At 46.3% G+C, this 23,876-nt stretch carries 18 protein-coding genes; 7 read left to right on the forward strand and 11 right to left on the reverse strand.

What is annotated here, in order from left to right; genetic code table 11:
• Window positions 1-271: 271 nt before the first annotated feature.
• Window positions 272-1,183, reverse strand: coding sequence for a LysR family transcriptional regulator (locus A136_RS07040; protein ID WP_017065036.1), 912 nt, complete (start codon window positions 1,181-1,183; stop codon window positions 272-274).
• Window positions 1,184-1,295: 112 nt separating this feature from the next.
• On the opposite strand from A136_RS07040, the gene A136_RS07045 reads away from it, so the two are divergent.
• The 3 genes from A136_RS07045 to A136_RS07055 are packed head-to-tail and all read left to right on the forward strand — an operon-like array spanning window position 1,296 to window position 3,839.
• A complete protein-coding gene (locus A136_RS07045; protein WP_017065037.1) occupies window positions 1,296-2,447 on the forward strand; it encodes an alanine racemase in 1,152 nt (383 codons plus the stop codon).
• 2 nt (window positions 2,448-2,449) lie between these two features.
• The gene (locus A136_RS07050; RefSeq protein WP_017065038.1) at window positions 2,450-3,373 is read left to right on the forward strand and encodes an ornithine cyclodeaminase family protein; all 924 of its coding nucleotides are present in this window, start codon (window positions 2,450-2,452) and stop codon (window positions 3,371-3,373) included.
• A complete protein-coding gene (locus A136_RS07055) occupies window positions 3,366-3,839 on the forward strand; it encodes a GNAT family N-acetyltransferase (protein ID WP_017065039.1) in 474 nt (157 codons plus the stop codon). The genes A136_RS07050 and A136_RS07055 overlap by 8 nt, the downstream gene beginning before the upstream one ends.
• A gap of 539 nt (window positions 3,840-4,378) precedes the next feature.
• On the opposite strand, the gene A136_RS07060 is transcribed toward A136_RS07055, so the two are convergent.
• The 3 genes from A136_RS07060 to A136_RS07070 all read right to left on the reverse strand — a co-directional run bounded on the left by A136_RS07060 (window position 4,379) and on the right by A136_RS07070 (window position 8,161).
• Window positions 4,379-4,798 (reverse strand): substrate-binding domain-containing protein, encoded by a 420-nt coding sequence (locus tag A136_RS07060; protein ID WP_017065040.1) that lies wholly within the window; start codon window positions 4,796-4,798, stop codon window positions 4,379-4,381.
• A 373-nt stretch (window positions 4,799-5,171) separates the two neighbouring features.
• Window positions 5,172-7,232, reverse strand: coding sequence for a prolyl oligopeptidase family serine peptidase (locus tag A136_RS07065; RefSeq protein WP_017065041.1), 2,061 nt, complete (start codon window positions 7,230-7,232; stop codon window positions 5,172-5,174).
• Window positions 7,233-7,243: 11 nt separating this feature from the next.
• Entirely contained in the window at window positions 7,244-8,161 is a 918-nt protein-coding gene (locus A136_RS07070) for a LysR family transcriptional regulator (RefSeq protein WP_017065042.1), read from the reverse strand.
• 246 nt (window positions 8,162-8,407) lie between these two features.
• Between A136_RS07070 and A136_RS07075 the strand changes: the two genes are divergently transcribed.
• From A136_RS07075 to A136_RS07085, 3 genes are all read left to right on the forward strand, one after another.
• Complete coding sequence (locus A136_RS07075) at window positions 8,408-10,102, forward strand: L-lactate permease (RefSeq protein WP_017065043.1); 1,695 nt, start codon at window positions 8,408-8,410, stop codon at window positions 10,100-10,102.
• Window positions 10,103-10,303: 201 nt separating this feature from the next.
• On the forward strand, window positions 10,304-11,443 hold the full coding sequence (lldD, locus tag A136_RS07080) for an FMN-dependent L-lactate dehydrogenase LldD (protein ID WP_017065044.1): 1,140 nt from the start codon (window positions 10,304-10,306) through the stop codon (window positions 11,441-11,443).
• A 151-nt stretch (window positions 11,444-11,594) separates the two neighbouring features.
• Window positions 11,595-14,450, forward strand: coding sequence for an FAD-binding and (Fe-S)-binding domain-containing protein (locus A136_RS07085; RefSeq protein WP_017065045.1), 2,856 nt, complete (start codon window positions 11,595-11,597; stop codon window positions 14,448-14,450).
• A gap of 140 nt (window positions 14,451-14,590) precedes the next feature.
• Here the strand turns inward: A136_RS07085 and A136_RS07090 are convergent, their stop codons facing one another.
• The 7 genes from A136_RS07090 to A136_RS07120 form a co-directional block, all read right to left on the reverse strand.
• The gene (locus A136_RS07090; protein WP_017065046.1) at window positions 14,591-14,833 is read right to left on the reverse strand and encodes a hypothetical protein; all 243 of its coding nucleotides are present in this window, start codon (window positions 14,831-14,833) and stop codon (window positions 14,591-14,593) included.
• Between the two features lie 152 nt (window positions 14,834-14,985).
• Window positions 14,986-16,722, reverse strand: coding sequence for an ABC transporter permease subunit (locus A136_RS07095; protein ID WP_017065047.1), 1,737 nt, complete (start codon window positions 16,720-16,722; stop codon window positions 14,986-14,988).
• Window positions 16,723-16,726: 4 nt separating this feature from the next.
• Window positions 16,727-18,256 carry an ABC transporter substrate-binding protein gene (locus A136_RS07100; RefSeq protein ID WP_017065048.1) on the reverse strand — a complete coding sequence of 510 codons (1,530 nt, stop codon included), beginning with the start codon at window positions 18,254-18,256 and terminating at the stop codon, window positions 16,727-16,729.
• Between the two features lie 48 nt (window positions 18,257-18,304).
• Window positions 18,305-19,156, reverse strand: a complete 852-nt coding sequence (locus tag A136_RS07105; protein WP_017065049.1) for an ABC transporter ATP-binding protein — start codon at window positions 19,154-19,156, stop codon at window positions 18,305-18,307.
• Window positions 19,153-19,911 carry an ATP-binding cassette domain-containing protein gene (locus A136_RS07110; RefSeq protein ID WP_017065050.1) on the reverse strand — a complete coding sequence of 253 codons (759 nt, stop codon included), beginning with the start codon at window positions 19,909-19,911 and terminating at the stop codon, window positions 19,153-19,155. The genes A136_RS07105 and A136_RS07110 overlap by 4 nt, the downstream gene beginning before the upstream one ends.
• Before the next feature lie 234 nt (window positions 19,912-20,145).
• On the reverse strand, window positions 20,146-21,483 hold the full coding sequence (locus A136_RS07115) for an MATE family efflux transporter (protein WP_017065051.1): 1,338 nt from the start codon (window positions 21,481-21,483) through the stop codon (window positions 20,146-20,148).
• Between the two features lie 246 nt (window positions 21,484-21,729).
• Window positions 21,730-22,599 carry an AraC family transcriptional regulator gene (locus A136_RS07120; RefSeq protein WP_029235276.1) on the reverse strand — a complete coding sequence of 290 codons (870 nt, stop codon included), beginning with the start codon at window positions 22,597-22,599 and terminating at the stop codon, window positions 21,730-21,732.
• Between the two features lie 115 nt (window positions 22,600-22,714).
• On the opposite strand from A136_RS07120, the gene A136_RS07125 reads away from it, so the two are divergent.
• Window positions 22,715-23,863, forward strand: coding sequence for a PLP-dependent aminotransferase family protein (locus A136_RS07125; protein ID WP_017065053.1), 1,149 nt, complete (start codon window positions 22,715-22,717; stop codon window positions 23,861-23,863).
• Window positions 23,864-23,876 lie beyond the last annotated feature (13 nt).

The following is a 23,876-nucleotide window of genomic DNA, read 5'->3' on the forward strand; positions in this document are numbered from 1 at the left end:
ACCAATAACATTTTTAAACTAGGCAAACACTCTAAATTGTTTTGGGGCAGAAGTGCTTCATAGTGAATTTTGCAACAGGCTGTTGCAAAATTGGGGTTGGAGTTTGTCCAGCAGCCTGTTGGACATTCGATGAAGCAGGCAATTTACTAATTGTGCAGCAGCTTGTTGCACAAATAAATCTCATGTTGGTTTCATGCGCACTAAACACGTCTTGGGGCAAAGGTGTGTTTGCCATGATCGGCGCTAGCACACCTCTGATAACAACATACTATCAACTTAACCACGGCGCTTTTTGGCATTGATCTTTTAATAGAGATAAAAAGCCAGTGACTCGCGCTGACCTCTCATGCGCAGCAGAACTCACGAGGGCAACAATATCGGCATTTGGAAGCTCATAATTTGGCAATAATCGCACTAATTTACCACTATCAATCTGTGATTGAATATCCCATTCAGATCGCATGATAATCCCTAAGTCTCTTAAGGCCCAGTCTTTAATCACTCTGCCCTCATTACTTGCAAGTGAAGGACGAATTCGAACATTTTCTATGGATCCTGAGACTGTATGAGTAAAGCTCCACAACGTGACATCTTCATTATTTTCTCTCAACGCAATACATTGATGCTTCTTAAGATCTTGCGGAGTTTCAGGCTGTCCATAACGTGATAAATACTCGGGCGAAGCGCAAACAAAGCGCTTGTTTGGGGCTAAACTCACCATCTTAAGGCTGGAATCCGCCAGGTGACCAATGTAGATGATAATGTCCCATTTATGATGGTTGGCCCAGTTTGGCTTATCTGATAACTCTAGCTCCACCTCTAGGCGAGGATGAGCTTTTTTATACTCACCTAATAAAGGGGCTATCACATCGTTGCCAAAGCCAAGGGGCGCCAATACTCTTAGACAACCACTGACATCCCCTCTGCTTTCATTGAGTTTATCGGTGAGCTCGTCCAAATCTTCAAGGATCGAAATACCAGTATCAACTAAAACGCGCCCTTCTTCTGTTAAGCTAACCACGCGCGAAGGCCGTTGAAGTAACTTAAGCGATAGCTTCTTTTCGATATGTTGAATACGCTGAGTGACTGATGGCGGCGTTATATTGAGCGTACGAGCCGCATCTGCCAATGTTCTATGGTTAGAAACTACCACAAGAAATCGAATATCTTCTGTCGTTAACATTAACTTCCAACCTAATGTATAAGTAGATTTTTGTTAATATAATTCAACTTCTTCCTACTTCATAATCATTTCATCAATAGTTAATTTCACTTTGCAAGTTTAGGTAAATGAAATGATTAAGCATACGGGACACCCTGATTTAGAAAAACAATACAATGCCATCGGCACACCATTTCTCTATTTGGATAAACAAAAATTTTTGAGCAACCTTGCTCAAATGCGCAGCCATATGTCGAAACTAGGCACACCACTAAGACCCCACTTTAAAACAGTAAAGTCGTTAGATGCGCTTCCTTACTTAATTGACTCTCTAGAGGCTCCAATCACTGTATCCACCCTTGAGGAAGCAGAACAGCTTGCCAGTTATGGTTGTAAAGACATTCTCTATGCTGTTGGCATATCAAAAGAAAAGCTATTGCGAGTCGAACTGCTACTGAAACGTGGTATGAGTATTGTGGTTTTACTTGATAGCATGGAACAAGTCGATTTCGTTAACACCTACTGTCAAGAACGTGGGTGTGTTATTAGCTGCCTGATAGAGATTGATTGCGACGGACACCGAGGTGGAGTAAGTGCAGATTCCGAAGCCCTGATTGCAATGGCTAAGAGCTTAGATAAGGGTTTGGGCAATTTTAAAGGGGTGATGCTCCACGCAGGTGAGTCTTACCACTGTAAGTCTCGAGAAGCGTTAAACCAATCCGCCAGTAATGAAGTAGCGACTGCACAACTTGCGGCGAAACGCCTCGAGTCGGTTGGGATTTACTGCGAAATAGTCAGCGTGGGTTCTACCCCGACGGCATGCTCATACACAAACACAAGTGGAATCACAGAAGTCAGAGCTGGCGTCTATTCATTGTTTGACTTAGTGATGCATCGGCTTGGAGTATGCACTTTAAACGATATCGCAATCTCAGTAGTAAGTAGTGTTATTGGACACAACAAATCGAGGGGGCAAATATTTGTTGATGCTGGATGGATGGCTCTTTCTTTAGATAAAGGTCATGACGAACAATGTTATGGCGTGGTTCTCCAACCGAATGGCAAAGAGAGTCAAATACTGAAAGTAGTGCAGGTAAATCAAGAGCACGGCATACTCGAAGCGGCTTCTGGAAGCGAGATCGACTTCGAATGTTTTCCCATTGGTTCTAGAGTACACATCGTCCCAAATCATGCATGCTCTACAAGCGCGATGCACAGTAAATACTATGTCTTTGACTTGGTCGAGGGTCAAATTGAGCAATGGCAACGTGTTTCAGGGTGGTAAACATGATTTATCTAGATGAAAAAACGACAGCAGCGTTAATTTCTCACGAGCTGGCATACAAAGCGGTCAAAGCGGCATTTTCTTCAGTACAAGATCAGCACTCATCAATATTTCCGGTCGTTAACGCATCAGGCCCGATCGAAGGCTCAATGTTTTCACTCAAATCAGCATGCACAAATCAATTACTTGGTTGGAAAATGGGAAGCTATTGGCCTTGCAATAATCAGTTTGGGCGACCGAACCATGGTACTCATATCTTTCTTCTTTCACCGGATACGGGGGAAATGAAAGCCATTTTGTCAGCAAGTTTGGTCAATGCCTACCGAACTGCAGCAGCTGATGCCATCGCTGTTGATCTACTGGCGAGACAAGATTCATCTGTACTCGCGTTATTTGGCACAGGTCATCAAGCTAAATACGAAGCGCTTGCCATTTCAAAAGTTAGGAATCTATCTAAAGTCCTGATTGTTGGTAGAAATCAGACTAACGCCAACCAACTAGCGAAAGAGCTAAGCAAAGAAGGGTTAACAACAGACATCAAATCCGCTCAAGAAGCCTGTGAAAGCGCAGATATTATTGTTACCGTTACAGCGTCCACCGCTCCTTTGTTTGAATCTTCATGGGTAAAACCTGGAACTCATATTTCTGCAATGGGAGCAGATAAAATAGGAAAACAGGAACTTCCACCATCGCTATTTGAGAACGCCACCCTCTACTGTGATTATTTATCTCAGTCCAAAACAATTGGTGAGTTCCAGCATGCGCCAGATAAAGAGATCTATCAGATCGGTGACAATCTTCAATTAAAAGAAAGGAACAAAAACGACATTACTATTTTTGATAGCTCAGGAATTGCCTATCAAGATCTTTATATTGCGCAAATAGTTTTAGATAAATACCTATCCAAGGGAGATTACCATGAATAACGTTGGCTTTTTAAAAATAAACGGTAACACCATCGATGACATTATCGACCTCTCCGTGGAAGAGTCCCAAAAACACCTCATTGCTAATAACGCAGAATGGCTTGCAGAGGCGAGTTTCAACGACGATAGCGTCAGTTACGGCATTTATTTAGACGACAAACCAGCAGGGCTCATCTCTCTTATCGATCCAAGACTACTCGACAAGTTCGATGAGCACTTTCAAAAGGATCATTTGTACGTGTGGCGCGTCATGATTGACCATCGTTTTCAAGGAAAGGGATTGGGAAATCAAGCGATTAACTTTAGTAAGCGATACGCTTCCATTATCGGTTTACAAGGCGTGTCCCTGACCACAATGGATAAAGAGGAAGGGAATGCTCTCCATATTTACCAAAAGCTCGGATTTATACCAACGGGTAGAAGACTTGATGATGAAATTGAATTAATTTTTAGCTTAAAGGAATGAGTGGATAAACAAGTCAGATGGTGTGTCTGGGGCGGCTATTTGGCCGCCTCATTTTATACTTCAACTGTAAAGGTATTGAAGAGTTCATTCAAAAACGCTGACCCCTCGTGCACTCTCACCTCCCCCCGGTCACAGAGTAACCAACAATCAAATTGACTCTTATTCAGTCTCCGTAACCTTTAAAGATCTTGAATCGCTTCGATGAGCTTTTTGACTGGAGTATGGTCTGACTCTATCCTATTGTCCATACTATCTAAATATGCTGACTACCTAGAGTGAAGAAAGAAAATGTGTCGGGCCTTTTCCTAACCATTAGTTTATGTATTGTAAAAATAGATTGCCGATGTAGTTCACTCATCGAAGTGAACACACAATGGGGCAAAAGTGTTTTAGCTTACCTGCCCCGTATTGAACAATATGAACGCGCAAATATAAGCGGTGAGATCGATAGCTTTACTCAGCGGTATTCCTGCACCATGGTTCGCATTGACATCAGTACGAATCATCACAGGCGCACCACCTTGATGCTTGTCTTGAAATTAACGATACAAAGATTTGGTCGACTCTCTCACAATTAAATCAATCGGAGGCAACCTTGCTTCATGTCGCTCGCCAGATAACAAGTTCAAGATCGACTGAGCACACACTTCACCAATCTCTTCAATTGGCTGCCTTAATGTTGTTAACGCGGGTGTGAAATACTTCGACGTTGGTAAGTCATCAAACCCAATCACTGACACATCTTCTGGCACTTTATAACCGTGATCGTGTAGCGCCTTAATCGCCCCGTAAGCGGTTTGGTCGTTAGCAGTAAACAAGGCGGAGAAGTGAACCCTAGATTCTAACTCTTGAATTCGTTTTTCTAATGCTTCGATATCAGTATCAGCAGCAAAAGAAGAGAGTGAAGCAAGCGAGGCCGCCACTGCGACTGTTATTGGCAAAAGCTTAAAATTTTGCATTGTAATTCCCTATTATTTTTTTGAGTTTTCATCGAACAGGGAAATATTAAGCAATGAAAGAGTTGAAAAGTTGGTCGCTGTTCACACTGATAAATCAGCTTAAATGCCATGAAACTTTTAGAAAATCCATGACGAAAACTACTGATTTTAGATCAACAGGTTATAGTGAAAAATGCGTAAAATATCAGCTTGAAATCGCTTTCATTTCATCAGTAATGGTGGCGGCTATCACGTAAAAGGGTGCCGAAAAGCAAAGAGAACGAGGTGTGAATTTGATTGGTTTTCATATATATGAAAAACCTCAAAATCTAAGGTAGATTTTGAGGCTTCTTGGTCTGAGTAAAATACCCAGTTATCTAGAATCAAGCATTCGTTAAAGTGAATCTAGAGACGCAACCCCCATATTGAACAGAGTAAATGCGTAGATATCGGCGGTGAGATCGATCGCTTTGCTGAGCGGCATTCCGGCGCCATGGCCCGCATTAACATCAATACGAATCATCACGGGCGCACTACCTTCATGCTTATCTTGCAGCTCTGAGATGAACTTATAAGAGTGAGCCGGTACTACGCGGTCATCGTGATCAGCGGTCGTCACCAATGTTGCTGGATAATCCGTGCCACGCACCACATTATGAACCGGAGAATAGCCAAGCAGATATTCGAACATCTCTCTGTTCTGCGCGGATGTGCCATAGTCGTACGCCCACCCTTCGCCAGACGTGAATGTGTGGTAACGCAACATGTCCAACACCCCAACAGCAGGCAGAGCCACTTGGAACAGCTCAGGCTTTTGTGTCATACAAGCTCCTACCAGCAAGCCTCCGTTAGAACCGCCGCGAATCGCCAACTTATCGCTACTGGTGTAGTTTTCTTCAATTAAGAACTCGGCAGCAGCAATGAAGTCGTCAAAGACATTCTGCTTTTTCTGCTGAGTTCCCGCTTTGTGCCACGCCTTACCATACTCACCACCGCCACGCAGGTTCGGCACCGCATATACGCCACCCAGTTCTAGCCAACTGCCAACCGTGCCCGAAAAAGAAGGCGTTAGGCTAACGTTAAAGCCACCATAGGCGTACAACATGGTTGGATTATTGCCATCTAACACTAATCCCTTCTTATAAGAGATAAGCATCGGAACCTTGGTGCCATCCTTCGAGGTATAGAAGACTTGTTTAGACTCAAATTGATCCGACTCAAACGGAGACTCAGAGCGTTGGTAGATTTCAGAATTGCCTGATTCGACATCGAAAGAGAAAATCGTTGGCGGCGTTACATAGTTGGTAAAGGTGTAATAAAGCTGAGTTTGCTCGTTTTTTCCACCTAAGCCACTGGCCGTTCCCAGCCCAGGCAAATGAATTTCACGAACTAGGTTACCTTGGTAATCCAACTGCTCAATCTTAGACACCACATCCACCATGTAGTGAGCAAACAAGTGGCCACCACCCGTGCTGATATCCAATGGCTGTGGCTTTTCAGGGATGATTTCGAGCCATTTCCCATCGCGAGTACCAAAGCTCACCACCTTGCCATTAGGCGCATCAAGATTCGTATATAGAATGAAGGTCTCATCTTGGTTATCGATGAGATAAATGTCGCTATCCACATGATCAATCAGCGTGTTCAGCTGTTGTTCTGGTGAGTTTAAATCGATATAGAACAGTCTATTACCCGATGTCGACTCTCGCCCTAGAATGATCAAGTAACGGTCGTCTTCGGTGGTATAGCCTGATACATAGCGGTGCTGCTCAGCGTTGTTCTCACCAAAGATAACTTTGTCGCTAGCTTGCTCTGTACCCAACTCATGGAAGTACAGCTTGTGTTGCTCAGTACGAGCAGAGAGTTCACTGCCGTCTGGCTTGTCGTAACTAGAGTAATAAAAGCCGCGATTACCCAACCAAGAAATACCAGTAAATTTGGCGTCAGTGATTTCGGCTTCAAGCTGCTGTTTAGTCTCGGTATCAATCACGAAGATCTTGCGCCAGTCGCTACCACCTTCAGAAATGCTGTACGCCACTAAGCTGTAGTCTTTAGAAAACGACACCGAGCCTAGAGATGTGGTGCCGTCTTCCGAGAAGGTATTCGGATCTAGGAATACTTCAATCGACTGACCTTCTTTCTGACGATAAAGAATACTGTGATTCTGCAGTCCATCATTCTTATAGAAATAGGTGTAATTACCTCGCACAAACGGCTGTGAGCTCTTTTTGTAGTCTTGCGCTTTCGCTAATCGCTCTCGCAGTTCTGCGCGATACGGGATTTGAGCGAGGTAATCAAACGTCACTTCATTCTGGCTCGCCACCCACTGCGCGGTTTCGTCACTTCTGTCGTCTTCTAACCAGCGATATGGGTCTTCGACTATCTGACCAAAATAGTCATCGCTGACGATCTGTTTGTTGGTGACTGGATATTGATACTCTTTTAAATAGCTCATCGTGATCCTTATTAAAAATAATGTGAAATCGTCAGATAACGCGTTCTGATGTGTTCAATCAATAACTTAATCTTGTTCGGTGGCTGACGAGTGAACGGGTACACCGCATAAATACCCAGCTTTTTACCGACTAAATCAGGGAAGATATCCACCAGCTGGCCGTTACGAATATCGTGATACACCAGACAACGTGGCACGTACGCCACACCATGACCGCCCAAAGCGGCTTTTCGTAATGCCGTCGCGTTATCGGTAGAGAAAGAGCCAGAGACGCGCACGATGTATTTGTCGTTGTCGGTACAGCCATCCTTACTGTGTAAGAACTGCCACTCACTAGCGCCTGTCGTTTGATAAGCGTATTGCAAGCAATTGTGCTCAACCAAATCCTTGGGCTGCATCGGCTTACCGTTCTTAGCGATATAAGATGGCGAGGCACACACCACCCATTGTGAATCCAATATATGACGAGCAATGAGGCTTGAATCTTCCAAGTAGCCGGTTCGAATCACCAAATCGAGACCATCCTCAACCAAGTCGACAAAGCGATTATTCAGAGACATATCGACCGTTAAACCTGGGTGCATATTACAAAACTCGGCCACAGCGTCTGCGAGAATCAAATCTCCGGAGATATTAGGCACTGACATTTTGATATGACCACTGACATTTTCACCAAAGCCTGAAACTGCGTCCATAGCCTCTTGAGCTGCCTGCTTCACATTTTTGGCCCCGTGTAACATTGCCTTGCCCGCCTCAGTCAAGGTCAATTTACGCGTGGTTCGATATAATAATTGCACGCCAATCTCTTCCTCTAAACGCGCAATTCTTTTACTAACTACCGAATTTGTAAGGTTATTTTGCTCTGCCACCTTACTAAAACTGCCCAGCTCTACCACCTGTGAAAACAGGATCAAATCGTCTGCTCGCATCTGATTATGCCAATTTTGGAATTAATTATTTTCATTATTTCCCTATATCAATAAAAAATAAAGGGGTAAATTCACGCCAAATTAACAAAACAATTACAAAAACAGCTTTTGCAATCACATCGGTTACAAATAAAGCGACTCTAATTACAACAATTGAATCCTCGAGATTCAGATTACACCTACAAAACTAATGACGTGTTATTCACTTCAAACATGAACGTTTGAAAACAGTACGAGGAAGTACCCATGAGTGAAACTCTACTAGCCCTATTGGCATTTTTACCAATAGTTGTTGCAGCGATTCTGCTGGTTGGCCTTAACTGGCCTGCAAAAAAAGCGATGCCTGTGGCATTTGCCTTAACCGTTGCTATCGCCCTACTTGCTTGGGACATGTCTGGCACTCGCGTGCTGGCTTCTGTATTCCAAGGCTTCGGCATTACAGTGTCGGTTCTCTGGATTGTGTTCGGCGCCATCTTCTTATTAAACACTTTGAAACACACCGGAGCTATCACCACCATCCGCAACGGATTCACTGATATATCCGCTGACCGTCGTGTTCAAGCAATCATCATTGCTTGGTGTTTCGGTTCATTCATTGAGGGCGCATCTGGCTTCGGCACACCAGCTGCCATCGCTGCACCACTGCTGGTTGCTATCGGCTTCCCTGCGCTGGCTGCGGTACTGATGGGCATGATGATCCAATCTACGCCAGTATCATTCGGCGCGGTTGGTACACCTATCATCGTTGGTGTGAACAAAGGATTGGACACGCACAACATTGGTGAAAGCCTGATTGCCAATGGTTCAACATGGGATGCTTACCTACAACAGATCACATCAAGTGTTGCAATCATCCACGCCTGCGTTGGTGTGATGATTCCTGTCTTGATGGCAATGATGCTGACTCGCTTCTTCGGTAAGAACAAAAGCTGGACTGAAGGTTTAGATATCCTGCCGTTCGCACTGTTCGCAGGTGCTGCTTTCACTATTCCTTACGCACTAACAGGTGTTTTCCTAGGCGCTGAATTCCCATCACTGATTGGTGGTTTGGTTGGCCTTGCGATTGTGGTTACTGCAGCAAAACGTGGCTTCCTCGTACCAAAATCAAAATGGGATTTTGAGAGCGAAGACAAGTGGCCTGCAGAATGGCTAGGTTCTCTGAAAATCGACCTTGACGACAACAATCAAGGCCATAAGAAGATGAGCATGGCGATGGCATGGGCACCATACGTGCTGCTAGCGGTGACCTTGGTTGCGAGCCGCGTGAGCCCTGAATTCAAAGGCCTACTGAAGAGCGTTAGCCTATCGTTCAGCAACATCCTTGGTGAAACCGGTGTGAGCACTGCGATTCAGCCTCTGTATCTACCGGGCGGTATCTTGGTCTTCGTCGCGCTGGTTGCTGTTCTCATGCAATCTCGCAGCGCAACGCCACTGGCTAAAGCCTTCGGTGAATCGAGCAAGACTCTGATTGGCGCAGGCTTTGTGTTGGCGTTCACCATCCCAATGGTTCGTATCTTCATTAACTCTGGTGTGAACGGCGCAGATTTAGCAAGTATGCCCGTAACCACGGCAAACTTCGCAGCTGACCTCGTTGGTAGCGCATTCCCAGCATTGAGTGCAACGGTTGGTGCGTTAGGTGCCTTCATTGCAGGTTCGAACACAGTTTCAAACATGATGTTCAGCCAGTTCCAATTCGAAGTAGCGCAGACTCTGACTATCTCTAGTGCGGTGGTTGTTGCTCTACAAGCCGTTGGTGCAGCAGCAGGTAACATGATTGCGATTCACAACGTGGTAGCGGCATCAGCAACTGTTGGCTTGCTAGGACGCGAAGGTGCAACCCTACGTAAGACAATCATTCCAACGTTCTACTACTTGGTGATGACAGGCATCATCGGCCTAGTGGTTATCTACGGATTCAAAATGACCGACGCACTTATGTAAACCATAAGTCGTTCAAAAGCACTTGGCGTTAATACTCAATTCCCCGACAGCGACACCGTCTAATAAGACAGTTGATGAGTTCCGGGATGGATACTAGAGCACATCAACACCCATGGGTATTAACGCCATTTTCCCGAATTAAAGCAGCCCAAACCAAGCTCTCAAAGAAGAGCAACATCCCAAGAATTTAGGACTGAAATTATGATCATATCCGCATCGACTGATTACCGCGCCGCAGCAAAAGCGAAATTACCACCGTTTCTTTTCCACTACATTGATGGTGGCTCTTACGGAGAACATACCCTACGTCGCAACACGGCTGACCTAGCTGAGATTGCGCTAAAACAACGCGTACTCAACGACATGTCGGACCTAAATTTGGAAACCGAACTATTTGGCGAGAAGCTAGCGATGCCAATCGCACTGGCGCCTGTTGGTTTAACGGGTATGTACGCAAGACGCGGTGAAGTACAAGCAGCAAAAGCCGCCGACAACAAAGGCATCCCTTTTACCATGTCGACCGTGTCGGTATGTCCGATTGAAGAAGTTGCACCTAAGATTGAACGCCCAATGTGGTTCCAACTTTACGTGTTAAAAGACCGTGGCTTCATGAAGAACGTTCTTGAACGCGCTAAAGCCGCTGGCGTCACAACACTGGTCTTCACCGTGGATATGCCCGTACCCGGCGCTCGCTACCGTGACATGCACTCAGGAATGAGTGGTCCAAATGCAGCAGTACGCCGCGTATTCCAATCTATGCGTCATCCTAGCTGGGCAGTTGATGTCGGCTTACTGGGTAAACCACACGACCTAGGCAACATCTCTACTTATCGTGGTTCTCCTACCAAGCTGGAAGACTACATCGGTTGGTTAGGTGATAACTTCGACCCGTCGATTTCATGGAAAGATCTAGAGTGGATTCGTGATTTCTGGGACGGTCCAATGGTCATCAAGGGCATTCTTGATGAAGAAGATGCAAAGGATGCGGTGAGATTTGGCGCAGACGGCATTGTGGTTTCAAACCACGGCGGCCGCCAGCTTGACGGCGTTCTATCAAGTGCCAAAGCGCTGCCTTCGATTGCTGATGCAGTTAAAGGCGACACCAAAATTCTGGTCGACTCTGGCATTCGTACTGGCTTGGATGTGGTTCGAATGATGGCATTGGGCGCAGACTGCACCTTGCTTGGCCGTTCTTTCGTTTACGCATTAGCAGCGCAAGGACAAGCCGGCGTTGAGAATCTACTCGACCTTTACGACAAAGAGATGCGCGTTGCGATGACATTAACAGGCGCGAAGACAATCAAAGACTTAACTCGTGAATCTTTGGTGGGGTTAGATTAAATCTCCACGATTCAGACTCATGCTTTGGTCTACTTAGGCTGAAGTTCAATCGGTGTCACAGCAATTCCACTACCGTTGTGACACCGTTTAAGCACTGGAAAATTAATATAAAAACAAATCAGTGCCAAATAAGAAGCACAAGGAAGCAAAGATGGAGACAAACACATCCCATGAGCGAGTAATAGACGCACAAGCTTATCAGCAGCTTGAAGCGATACTGGCTCAAAAAATAGAAACGGAACGCATTGTCACGCAAGAGGCAAAGCGATTGGCCTACGGCACCGATGCGAGTTTTTATCGCTTGGTGCCGAAAATGGTTCTAAGGCTTAAAAACTTAGACGAAGTGATATTCACCATTCAAAGCTGTCGCGAACTCGGCATTCACTTTACCTTCCGCGCCGCAGGCACCAGCCTGTCAGGACAAGCGGTTTCAGACTCGGTGCTCATCACCCTTACCGACGACTGGCGTGGTCATGAAATTGTCGATAACGGCAATCAGATCATTCTTCAGCCCGGTGTGATTGGTGCTGATGCCAACAAATACCTCGCCCCTTTCCAACGTAAAATCGGCCCAGACCCAGCCTCTATCAACACCTGTAAAATTGGCGGTATTGCCGCGAACAACGCCAGCGGTATGTGTTGTGGTACTGCGCAAAACTCCTATCGCACCGTCGAGAGCATGAAAATCGTATTGAGTGATGGTTCCCTGCTTGATACGGCAGATAACGCCAGCGTTGAAGCTTTCAAGCAATCACACAAAACGTTGTTTGAAGGCATTATTGATTTACACAGACAGACTAGCTCAAATCAAGAACTGGCAGACAGAATCCGCCACAAGTACCGTCTTAAAAACACCACCGGCTACGCGCTCAATGCATTGGTCGATTACCACGACCCAATTGAGATCATAAAACACCTGATGATTGGCTCAGAAGGCACACTAGGCTTCATAGCCGAGATCACTTACAACACGGTGATTGAACACCCGAACAAAGCTTCAGCGCTATTGGTGTTTGCCGACATCGAGCAAGCAAGTAAAGCCGTAACTACATTATCCAAAACTCCGGTTGCAGCCGTTGAGTTGATGGACGGCAGGGCGCTACGTTCTGTCGCGGATAAACCGGGTATGCCTGCGTTTATGCCAAACCTAGATTTAGAAGCGGCGGCTATTTTGGTGGAATCACACGCCAGCTCCCAGCAGGACTTAGATTTACAATGTAAATCAATTTTGGATGCATTGGCTGATTACACGATTGTTGAATCGGTCCCTTTTACGTCCGATCCAAAGACTGTTGCAACCCTGTGGGGCATTCGAAAAGGCATGTTCCCAGCAGTTGGGGCCGTTCGTGAAGTTGGCACAACCGTTATCATCGAAGACGTGGCTTTCCCTGTTGAAAACCTGGCTAACGGTATTCGAGAGCTGCAAGAGTTGTTCGATAAATACGACTACAGCGAAGCGATCATTTTCGGCCATGCACTCGAAGGCAACCTTCATTTTGTGTTTACCCAAGGCTTCGACAGCCAAGAAGAGATCGACCGTTACGGCGGTTTCATGGATGACGTTGCCGAGCTAGTTGCAGTGAAGTATCAAGGTTCACTGAAAGCGGAACACGGCACGGGCCGAAACATGGCACCTTATGTGGAATTGGAATGGGGCAAAGATGGCTATGCCTTGATGCAACAGATCAAAGCGCTGTTTGACCCAGAAAGGCTGCTTAACCCCGGCGTTATCATCAACGACAATCCAAACTCCCACATCACAGACCTGAAGCCGATGCCTGCTGCCGATGATCTAGTCGACCGCTGTATTGAGTGTGGATTCTGTGAGCCTGTTTGCCCGTCTCGCACCTTAACCCTATCACCACGCCAACGCATCGTGTTATATCGCGAGCTACAACGCCGCCGTGCCGCAGGTGAAGAGATAGAAGCAAGTGAGCTAGAGAAAACCTTCGAATACCAAGGTATCGATACCTGCGCCGCAACTGGCCTGTGTGCCGAGCGTTGCCCAGTGGGAATCAACACCGGCGATTTGATCAAGAAGCTCCGTATTGCCAAATACGAAAAATTTACACCAATCGCCAAATGGACAGCGGAGCATTTCTCGACCACCACAAAGCTGACCAAAGCTGGGCTCAAAACCAACCAAGTGGCAAGCAAGGTTCTAGGGGCGAATACAGTCGGAAAGCTAACCAACGGCTTGCGCTCTATCACCAAAGGCGCGACACCCGTTTGGATGCCTGAGATGCCGCAATCCAATAGTCACACGCTAGTCTCATCACCAGTGACGGCAGAAAACTCAAGCAATCATAAGAAGGTGGTTTACCTGCCTTCGTGTGCCAGTCGCACCATGGGACAACAGAGTGATGCGGGCGACCAACGCCCTCTAACTGAAGTGACCATGTCTTTGCTTAACAAAGCAGGATTTGAGGTGATTCTTCCGAAGAAGCTAGACGACCAATGTTGTGGCATGCCTTACGACAGCAAAGGGATGACCGATTTAGCCCAATCTAAAGCGCAACAGCTCGAAGAAGTGTTGTGGCAAGCCAGTCGTCAGGGTGAATACCCAGTATTAATGGACACCAGCCCATGTGCTAAACGCAGTATTGAACAGTTCACCAAGCCACTAGAAGTGCTAGAGCCGACAGGGTTTGTGAATCAATACTTGCTTGAGCACCTGACACTTGAGCCGCTGCAAGAAACCGTGATGCTGCATGTGACGTGTAGTTCTCGTCGAATGGGTTTGGAAGGCGCGATGTTGAGCCTTGCTAAAGCCTGTACCGAAGAGGTCATCGTTCCTGAGCATATTCAATGCTGTGGTTGGGCGGGTGATAAAGGTTTTACCACTCCAGAGCTGAATGAAGCGGCGGTACACCCACTCAAAGAACAAGTGCCGAGCAACTGCACTCGCGGATTCAGCAACAGCCGAACCTGTGAGATAGGTTTGTCGCATCACAGTGGCATTCCGTATCAGTCAATCTTGTACTTGGTGGACGAAGTGGCGCAGTAGCATCATTCACGATGCAAAAGGTATTAGCTTTAACCTAAAACGAAAATGGCAGCCGAATCAGGCTGCCATTTCTTTATTCGTTTGTTCGAAAGATGCTACTTAACTGGATGCTGATAAGCTAACCGTTATTAAACTAGATATTACAAAGCTAAGCGCACCAACTCTTCTGGCGAGTAGTGTTCTGCTTCTGCGCCTTTGGCGATTAAGTCGATCACTTGGAACTCGTTCATGTCACCAAACTCTTTGGTTAAGTAATCACGGAACGCTTTCTCGTTCGGCCATTTGCCTCGCACGATATAGCCATCTTCCTTATCGAAATCTTCCGTCTCAAAGAAAGAAAAGTCGGTCATACCAATATTGTGGCAATACAAAACGAGATACATGTTGAATCCTTTACACTTAACTAGGGCCTGTTTAACTTTCGAGCCGATCAAAAAGCGTCTCTAAAAAGCAGGGCTAAGGTTACAACATAAATGCTAAATCGAATACCCAATCGGATCGTCAATTTAGAAACCTCAGCGACCGGATCTTTACGTTAGTCATCAAACATCAAGTTAATGGCTGCACCGAACAAGATCAGCCCAACAATTGGCCCCATGACTGCTAATGGCGCGCGCTCAATGTATGGAAGGTTCTCTGCGATCATCAAACCCCATTCAGGTGTTGGTGGCTTTGCCCCTAATCCGATGAAGCTCAGCGAGGTCAGACTTAGAGTGATAACCGGTAGCCTCAACATCGCGTGTCTTAACAACGGTGGCAACACATACGGAAGCAAGTAGAAACGGAAGATTCTAAGCTTACTGGTGCCCCATAGTGGCGCGAGGTGTGTATAAGGTTGAGCCTTGGCTTCTACGATCAAGCTTGAGCAGTGTGCAGCTAGCGGCGCCCACGACACCAATACAATCGCGATTAATGCGCTGTTCGGATTCATCCCCGTTAAGCCTGCAACAAGCAAGCCTGCAATGATGTATGGGATACCCTTAGTGATCTCGATAAGGCCTTGGCTAAAGCGGGTGTTGAAACCCATAATGATGCCCGTCACCAAGCTCAAGAACGTTGCCAATATGCCGGCTTGGAAGGTCGCAATCATACCAGAACCAATTCTCGCCAGTAGGTCTCGACCAATGCCATCTGCGCCCAAAGGTGCTTGCCAACTCGGTGATGCCAAGCGTGCGAATTGGCTAGTGTATGGGTCTCGGAATGCAGCCCATACAACGATAGCAATTAGGAAAGAGAAGATCGCAAAAGCAGTGACACGCTTTGCGCGGTTCTGGGTAAAACGAAACGAAGAGTGGCTACTGATGAGCTTGCCGCTTTTCAGGCTGTGGCCAAGAATCAATTGCTGAACAAACAAGCTCATGCTGCTCACGGCAATTGAAAATAGCAGCAACACCAATAAGCCGCCTTGCAGCGTTGGTAAGTCTTGCGCCTTGGCTGCACCAAGAATCATGCGCCCGATACCAGGGATCGAGAAGATAAGCTCAACCGCGACTGCGCCACCAGTTAAGCCAATCACGATCATCGCGATTTGCGGGATCAGACTGCTCAGCGCTCTTTTCAGCGCAAAGCGAATAATTTGATTGGAATGAACGTTGGCACTGAGCCAAGTGATCACCCAAGGTTCATTGAGAACGCGTTGTAAACTGTCTCTGAGTAGACGACTAAACAGGCCACTGGCAGGCAATGCAAGCGCTAAGCTCGGTAGCCAGATGTCTTGCCAACCTTGCCAACCATACGGCGGCAGCCAACCTAACCAGATAGAGAACACCAGTATTAATACCGAGGCCACTACGTACTCTGGCAACGATATTAATACGGTGCTTAAACTGCTGTAACTCTGCCCTAGTTTGCCCTTCTTCCAACTGCGTAAGGTAGCAAGTAAGCCTGCACCACACAGTACGAAAGTCATCACAAGTGCGCTAGACATCAAGAACAGAGACGTAGATGCTGTTTTTTGAATGCTTAATGCAACCGAGGAACCATCAATCCATGATTCACCTAGATCACCTGAAAAAGCACTTCCTACCCAGTCGAGCAGGCGCTCAATGGCTGAACGGTCAAGCTGAAGATCAGCGCGTACCGCCGCTAAAGCTTCAGGCGTAAGCAGGTGTTGTTGCCCCGCCCTAGCCCGCAGAATAGATTGGCTTGGATCGATGCCTGCAATGTCAGGCATCAAACCAACAAGAATCACCACCACAATCAGTGAGGCGATTCTTGATAGCCAAGGCGTCAAGATAAATAGAGTTCGACGCAGAGTCTCAGCAGATAACATTTATTTAGTTAGCCTGTGTTGCCGGGTTAACTTGTGTCGCTTTTTTGACCTGTGTAGTTTGATCAACCAAGCGACGTTCACTTGGGTCACGAACTACATTGCTTACACGCTCACTTTCACCTTGAATCACACGTTCGTGAAGCAGCGGGATAGCCGCGAAATCGTTAAGGATTTTTTGTTCAGCTTCGATGATCGCTTGGTGACGCAGCGCACCTAGCGGTTGTAGGTCAGCGTGATTCAGTGCTTTATCTACCTCTTGAGAACAGAACTGGCCAAGGTTGAATGAACCCTTACAACCAAAGTCGCTCATCATGTAAGCCACTGGGTCACCCGAATCTAGAACCGTTGCACGAGAAAGGATAAACGCGTCAAACTTACCAGATAGCGCATCGTTCTCGATCTGAGCATATTCACGAATATCCAGCTCAACCTTGAAACCAGCCGCTTCAAGTTGTTGCTTCAGTAGCGCTGCCACTTCTGGAAGCTCTGCACGGTCGGTAAAGGTACCAATAACAATGCTTTCGCCGTTCGCTTTTAGCGTTTTGTCAACTGCCTGACCTTCAGGTCGAATTGGTTCAGCCCAAGCAAGTGCAGGACCTAATAGACCTTGTGCAATATCCGCGTGGTTCTCATAAACGGTATTCACGATTTGCTCTCGGTCCACCGCAGCCGCCGCAACCTTACGCAAGTTAATATCGCTGAATACGCCTGACTTGTTGTTTAGGTAAAGCGTATTGGTACGAGGCATCGCCACTTCATAAAGTAGGTTCGGATCAATGGTCGCGATTTGTGAAACGGGCACTGCTTCAACGATGTCTGCCGTGCCTGTTCTTAGAGCTGCAGCACGAGCAAAACCGTTAGGAACGTATTCTGCAATCACAGATTCAACCTGTGCTTTTTGACCCCAGTAGCCATCGAAACGTTTTAGCTTCGCGCTGGTTGTACCGTTAATTTCAGTCAACTCAAACGGGCCCGTACCTGCACCCATTGGGCTAACACGGCCATCTTCTTGGTAAGCACTTGCTGCAAGAATCGCTAATTGAGGGCTTGATAAACGGCTTGGTAACAGAGGGTCATCAAAGCTGGTCTTGATCTCTACGCGGTAGTTGTCCATCGCTTTCACTTCTAGCTCTACGCCATCTAGGATGCGCGGCTTAGGTGCTGCTTCAAGCGCTTTTTGTAGAGAGTTCACTACAGAGTTTGCCGTTAATGTCGAACCATCATGGAATTTAACGCCTTGGCGAATCGTGAACTGCCAAGTCAGAGGATCAAGATGTTTCCAATCCGTTGCTAGCATAGGTTCTGCTTCTGAGGTTGGGCTCAGGTTAACCAGAGTTTCTGCTGTGCTCCAACGAGATAACTTAAAAGCGTCATCAGAAAGTGGCGATAAACCCGTTCTTGGTGGTTGCATCATCGCAACTCGAATTTCAGATTTTACTACGGCATCGCTAGACCCTGGTTGAGAGTCAAAACAGCCCGTCAAAGGCAGAGCCAACGCAAGCGTGCAAGCCAGTTTGATTGAATTAAAACGCATAATTATTTTTTCTCTGTAGCTGTATTTTTTTTATAAATAAGGTTGTGTTTAACAAGTAGATTTCGAAAGAGGCTGAGACTCGATCAGCATCTGAGTCGCAGGATGAGCAGGTTTACTCATCACTTGATCGGTCGGTCCGTGCTCCACCATTTCACCATGGTCGAGTACCAGTATTTCTTCACAAAGGGCTTTTGCGGCACCTAAATCGTGAGTAACCAAAATAAGGCGCATATCGCGCTTCTTTTTTAATGAATTAACCAAGTCCAACAACCTTTGGCGATTCACTGGGTCAAGGCTGGCAGTAGGTTCATCGGCCACCAGCACTGCGGGTCTAACGACAAGAGCCCGAGCAATAGCCACACGTTGAGCTTGACCTGTAGAAAGCTGATTAGGTTTCAGTAAGAGCAAACTGGCAGGCAATCCAACGTCTGAAAGCGCCTCTTCAATGATGGCTTCATGATTACCCGAAACATCTAAGTTACTTAGAGGTTCGGCTAAGATCTGTCGAACGGTATAGTAAGGGTTGAGGCTAGTGTGGGGCTCTTGAGGCACCAATTGAATCAAGCGACACACCGTTGCTTGCGCTTTGCTATCGCGAATTGGGAGCGAATAACCGAACAAGTTTATTTGACCAACGGTTGGCGCTTTAAGGCCAAATAGCAGTTCAATTAACGTTGATTTACCGGCACCAGAACGCCCAACAATTGCTAGGCTTTTGTCTTCAACATTAAGGTCTATGTTCTGTAGCGCTTTGAACGCTTTACCACCCAACCAACTTGGTACGGAGTAGTAGTGAACACTCACATTGTCGAACTTAATCTCTATCGGTGTTTGTGTTTCTGAATCAGTCACTGGCATTAATGGCGAGGCTTCTGAGTTTAGTGATAAGGTCGAGCTCATTCGATTAAGTCTCTCAATGAACAGCAGAAAGCGTGAGAGCTCGACTCAAGTGCATGTTTCGGTGCACCGTAAGCCACCACACCACCATCATCGATGACTAACAGCTTGTCACACGCCAACGCGCTATGCAGGTCATGGGTGATGAGTAAACCACCAATTTGACGCTGTTTAACATTGTGTCGAATCAGCTTAAGTATCTCTTGCTCTGTCACCGGATCTAACGCACTGGTTGGTTCATCGGCGATGATAATATCGGCGTTACTCAGCAAGCCAATCGCAATACACACACGTTGGCGTTGCCCACCCGAAATTTGGCTCGGGTACAACGGCAAGATGGTTTCTGGATTAGGAAAACCAAGTTGATTCAGCAACTCGGTAATTTGAATTTTTTCTTTTGATTTAAGCTTAGTGCGAGTTCCCGTCAAGGCAAGGCAGAGTTGACCTTCTATTGAAACCAGAGGGTTCAAAGCTTGAAGCGCATCTTGGAAGATAACTGCGGGGCGCTGTGTGGCAGTTATTTGCAACATAGGCAAACCACATACCGCTTCACCAGACAGAGAAATATGACCTTCAACCTCGACCGTTTCTGGCAGAAAACCCGCAATCGCACGTGAAAGCATCGACTTACCAATGCCTGACGGTCCCATGATCGCCAACAGCTCACCTCGATAAACATCGAAGTGGATATCTTGGAAAAGGGTTCTCGAAGAGGTTTTGATCGTTAGGTGGTCAACAGACAAAAGTGGGGTGTTCACGCAGATACTCACATATAGATGTTATAACATAACAACTCTATCATTTAGCCGACATGATGAAAAGAGAACATTGAACTGCATCGCACTTTATTTGCTGTTTGATTGACCAATTTTCATTAGGGCGTGTTGACCCTTCGAGGTGATTTTTACCGATACAAAAAAGCACTCACTAAATTTATCGTGTAAAAATAGTAAAGCGCTTTCATAAAATATTACAGGTGGTGATTAGGTTACTTAGTTAATGGCACCATGAGCGGTATCTTCGACTGGGTAACACTTCTGCTTAACTTGTGCGATGAACGGATACAGGAACGCAATACGCCCAAGATAGAACAGAGTAAACGCCAACCACAAACCATGATTACCCCAAATATCGACGGTGAATGCCTGTACCGCTAAGAATACCAACAAAGTCACGATGCTTGAGTCTCTAACCGGACGCGTGGTTCCCGTTCCGGTAAAGATGCCGTAAACCGTTAAGCCAAAGCCAGACACCAGCGGGAACACAATCAACCACGGAGCCATCTCTTGGTACAGCGTGACCAGCGCTGGAATATCGGTAAACAAGAAAACAATCATATCTTTAAAAATCAAAGTTAAAAGCGTCAGCGCGGCAATGAAACCTGCCGTCCATTGGAAGTTAAGCCTTAAAACACGATCAAGCATTGAAGGGTTCTTCTGTCCTACCGCCTTACCTGCAAACACACTCGATGCGTTGGCAATACCATCAAACATATAGCTGACAATGAAGGTCACCTGCATCAAGATCGCGTTAGCCGCTAGAACATCGGTACCCAGTTTAGAGCCAGTACGCGCCATCATGTTGAAGAACACCAAGATACAAATGGTGCGAAGCAATAGATCGGTATTCGAAGAGATGATTGTCGATAGGTCTTTCTTGGTCATCTTCGAGCCTTGCAAGAACTCAGAGATCGAAATATTGCTGGTCTTCATCACCAAGGTCACACCAATCGCAAAGGTGGTAACTTGTGCAATCAAACTTGCGTAAGCCACACCTGCGACACCCAAATCGAAATAAAGTACAAACACCGCATCCAAGACAATGTTCAACACATTACCAAACACTTGTGTATAAAGAACGTCTTTGGCTTTCGCCTGTCCCATTAACCAACCAATAATGGTGTAGTTAAGCAACACGAAAGGCGCGCCATAAATCAAAATACTGAAGTAGATATGCGCGTGCTCGGCTACATTGGCTTCAGGCTCTATCACCCACATTGCGCCTTGCCAGATGAGTGGTTGTATCAAGATAAAGATCAAACCCACTAAACCAGACAGCACAAACGGACGCATCAAGCTACCCGCCAAATCAGTGCGGTTTCCCTTACCCAGTGCCATCGCACTTTGGCCCGTGGTACTGACACGGAAAAAACCAAACAACCAATACATGGTGTTCATAATGATGGTGCCGATCGCCACGCCGCCAATCAGTTCAGCAATACCAAGTTGGCCGATAACAGCGGTATCCACAGCACCTAGTAGAGGCTGTGTCACCGTTGAGATGATGAAAGGGAAGGCAATTTTCAGATAATCTTTGTGGGTAATGGTCATATATTCTAGCGGGTGATATTAAGAACTATTTGCAATTAGAGCGGGATGCTATCGTTTAATCCGTACGTTGTCATCATTTACTTAGAGTCGTTTATCAACAAGCTTCTCTCCTATCGCACCATCAACATAAGAGGCCTTTCTGTCATTGAGCGAGCATATTAGCCACAACAAATGAGTAAAATCACGCTCGACAAAACACAACAAAACCAATTACTGAGCCAACTCAATGGTTAACCTAGTAAAGGCTCAGTAAAAGCTCACGGGAAGGTAAAAATCGAGTTCGAACACTTCATCGGTGTTGAGAAAATGATTCTGATGATAATGCACATACGCGGGAGTCGAGCGCTGTTTGAAACCAGATGTGGGTAGCCACTTTTCTAACACCATACTGATCTGTGGTAGCAGTTCTCCATAGCGGCCATTTAGTCGAAACACAGCGTGTAAGCCGCCCGGAATCACCATCTGATTAACTACGCTACGATACTTAATCGGCTCATCAATCGCGATACACGCCACATAGCGGCACTGATCCATCCCAACCCAAGCAGGGTTTGAGTGATGCAAACCAAATTGGCTCGAGAAATCACGCTGTTCCGAATTCGCCCACGCTTTCAATATCAACCACGCATTGCGAATGGATCGATTATATCCCGTATGTCGAACATAGGCCGCCATCCGTTCAGGCACTTCAATAATCTTAGGTTCAGGTAACACTCGCTGCGCAACATTCAAATAGCCCGCCGCCACTTCGGGATCTTTTAAATAGGGTTTTTCTGCTACTTGTAAATCATGCTTACGCCATTCTCCGGGCGACATATTAAAAGTCGCTTTAAATGCTCGACTAAACGAAGACACCGAGCTAAAGCCACATTTATGGGCGACCTCGACCACTGACGAGCTGGTATCAAACATCAATTGGTTGGCTGCATACTCCATTCGAGTGCGTCGGATATATTGATGCAACGACTCCCCGACCACGCTTTTAAAGGTGCGATGAAAGTGCTGTTCTGAATAGGCCGCTATCTCAGATAACTCTTTGGCAGACAAAGGCTGACTGATGTCTTGGTGAATATGGAACAGGACATCATTGATTCGCGATATGTGTTGACGTGACATCGTTTAAATAGCATAAATGGACATGTTTAAGAGCATAAACGGACACGCTTGTTTTTACAATTGCCGTGTAATATCAAGCGATAGAATAAAAACGATAAACGACGAGACACAACACATGGAAATCGCACAGTCATTACAACAGATTCAATCTTCATACATTCGAGAGATCCTCGCAGCCGCAAGTGATCCAAATGTCATCTCATTGGCCGGTGGTTTACCGGACGAGAAAACATTCCCTATCGATTTAATGAAGCCAACGCTAGAAAACCTAGCGAACATGCCTGAAGTTTTCCAATACGGTTCTACTGCCGGTTACGGCCCGTTGCTTGACCACCTAACACAAAGCTACCAATTGCCAGAGTCACACACGGCAATGATTTGTACTGGCTCTCAGCAAGGTTTGGATTTGATTGCGCGTGCGTATGTCGATCCAGGTGATGTGGTTGTGATGGAAGCGCCAAGCTACTTAGGTGCGATGCAGGTGTTTGGCCTAGTTCAAGCAAACATTGCGACCGTGTCTCAAACCGAATTTGGGCCGAATCTAGATGAATTGGAAACATGCTTTGCACAGCAAGCGCCAAAAATGTTCTACGCGGTGCCTGATTTTCACAACCCAACCGGTGTGTGCTGGGCAACAGAAACTCGTCAAAAAGTGGCTGAGCTGTGTATCAAATACAACGTGGCATTCATTGAAGATGCGCCATACCGTGAGCTACGTTTCACAGGCACAGAGCTGCCGTTGGTTTCTTCGTTCTGCCCTGATAACTCTATCGTTCTTCGTTCATTCTCTAAGATTGCATCGCCAGGTCTACGTATTGGCGCGGTAACAGGCAAACGCAGCTACCTTGAGCCACTGATCAAAGTGAAGCAAGGCGCGGATTTACACTCAAGTGTACCTATGCAAGCACTGCTTGTTGGTCTTCTAAAACATGAAGACTTCAACGTACACATGGAAAACATTCGCACACTGTACAAGTCTCGTTATGAAGTGTTGTTCTCAGAGCTAAAAAAACAACTGCCTGCAGATTGCGTGTTAAAAGCCGTAGATGGCGGGATGTTCATTTGGGTAGAAACCCCAGAGTGCGATACCTTCGAATTAGCTAAGACTTTGCTATCGAATGGTGTGGCGGTTGTACCAAGCCCAGTATTTTATCCAAAGGCCGATGAAGCAAAAGCCGCACTGCGCTTAAACTTCACTAACGCCAACCCAGAAGAATTAACAGAAGCGGTGAAACGCTTAGCGGAAGTACTTAACCAAGCGTAATCGCTGACAGTAC

The sequence above is a fragment of the Vibrio crassostreae 9ZC13 genome, from assembly GCF_000272045.2.
Taxonomy (GTDB): Bacteria; Pseudomonadota; Gammaproteobacteria; order Enterobacterales; family Vibrionaceae; genus Vibrio; species Vibrio crassostreae_C.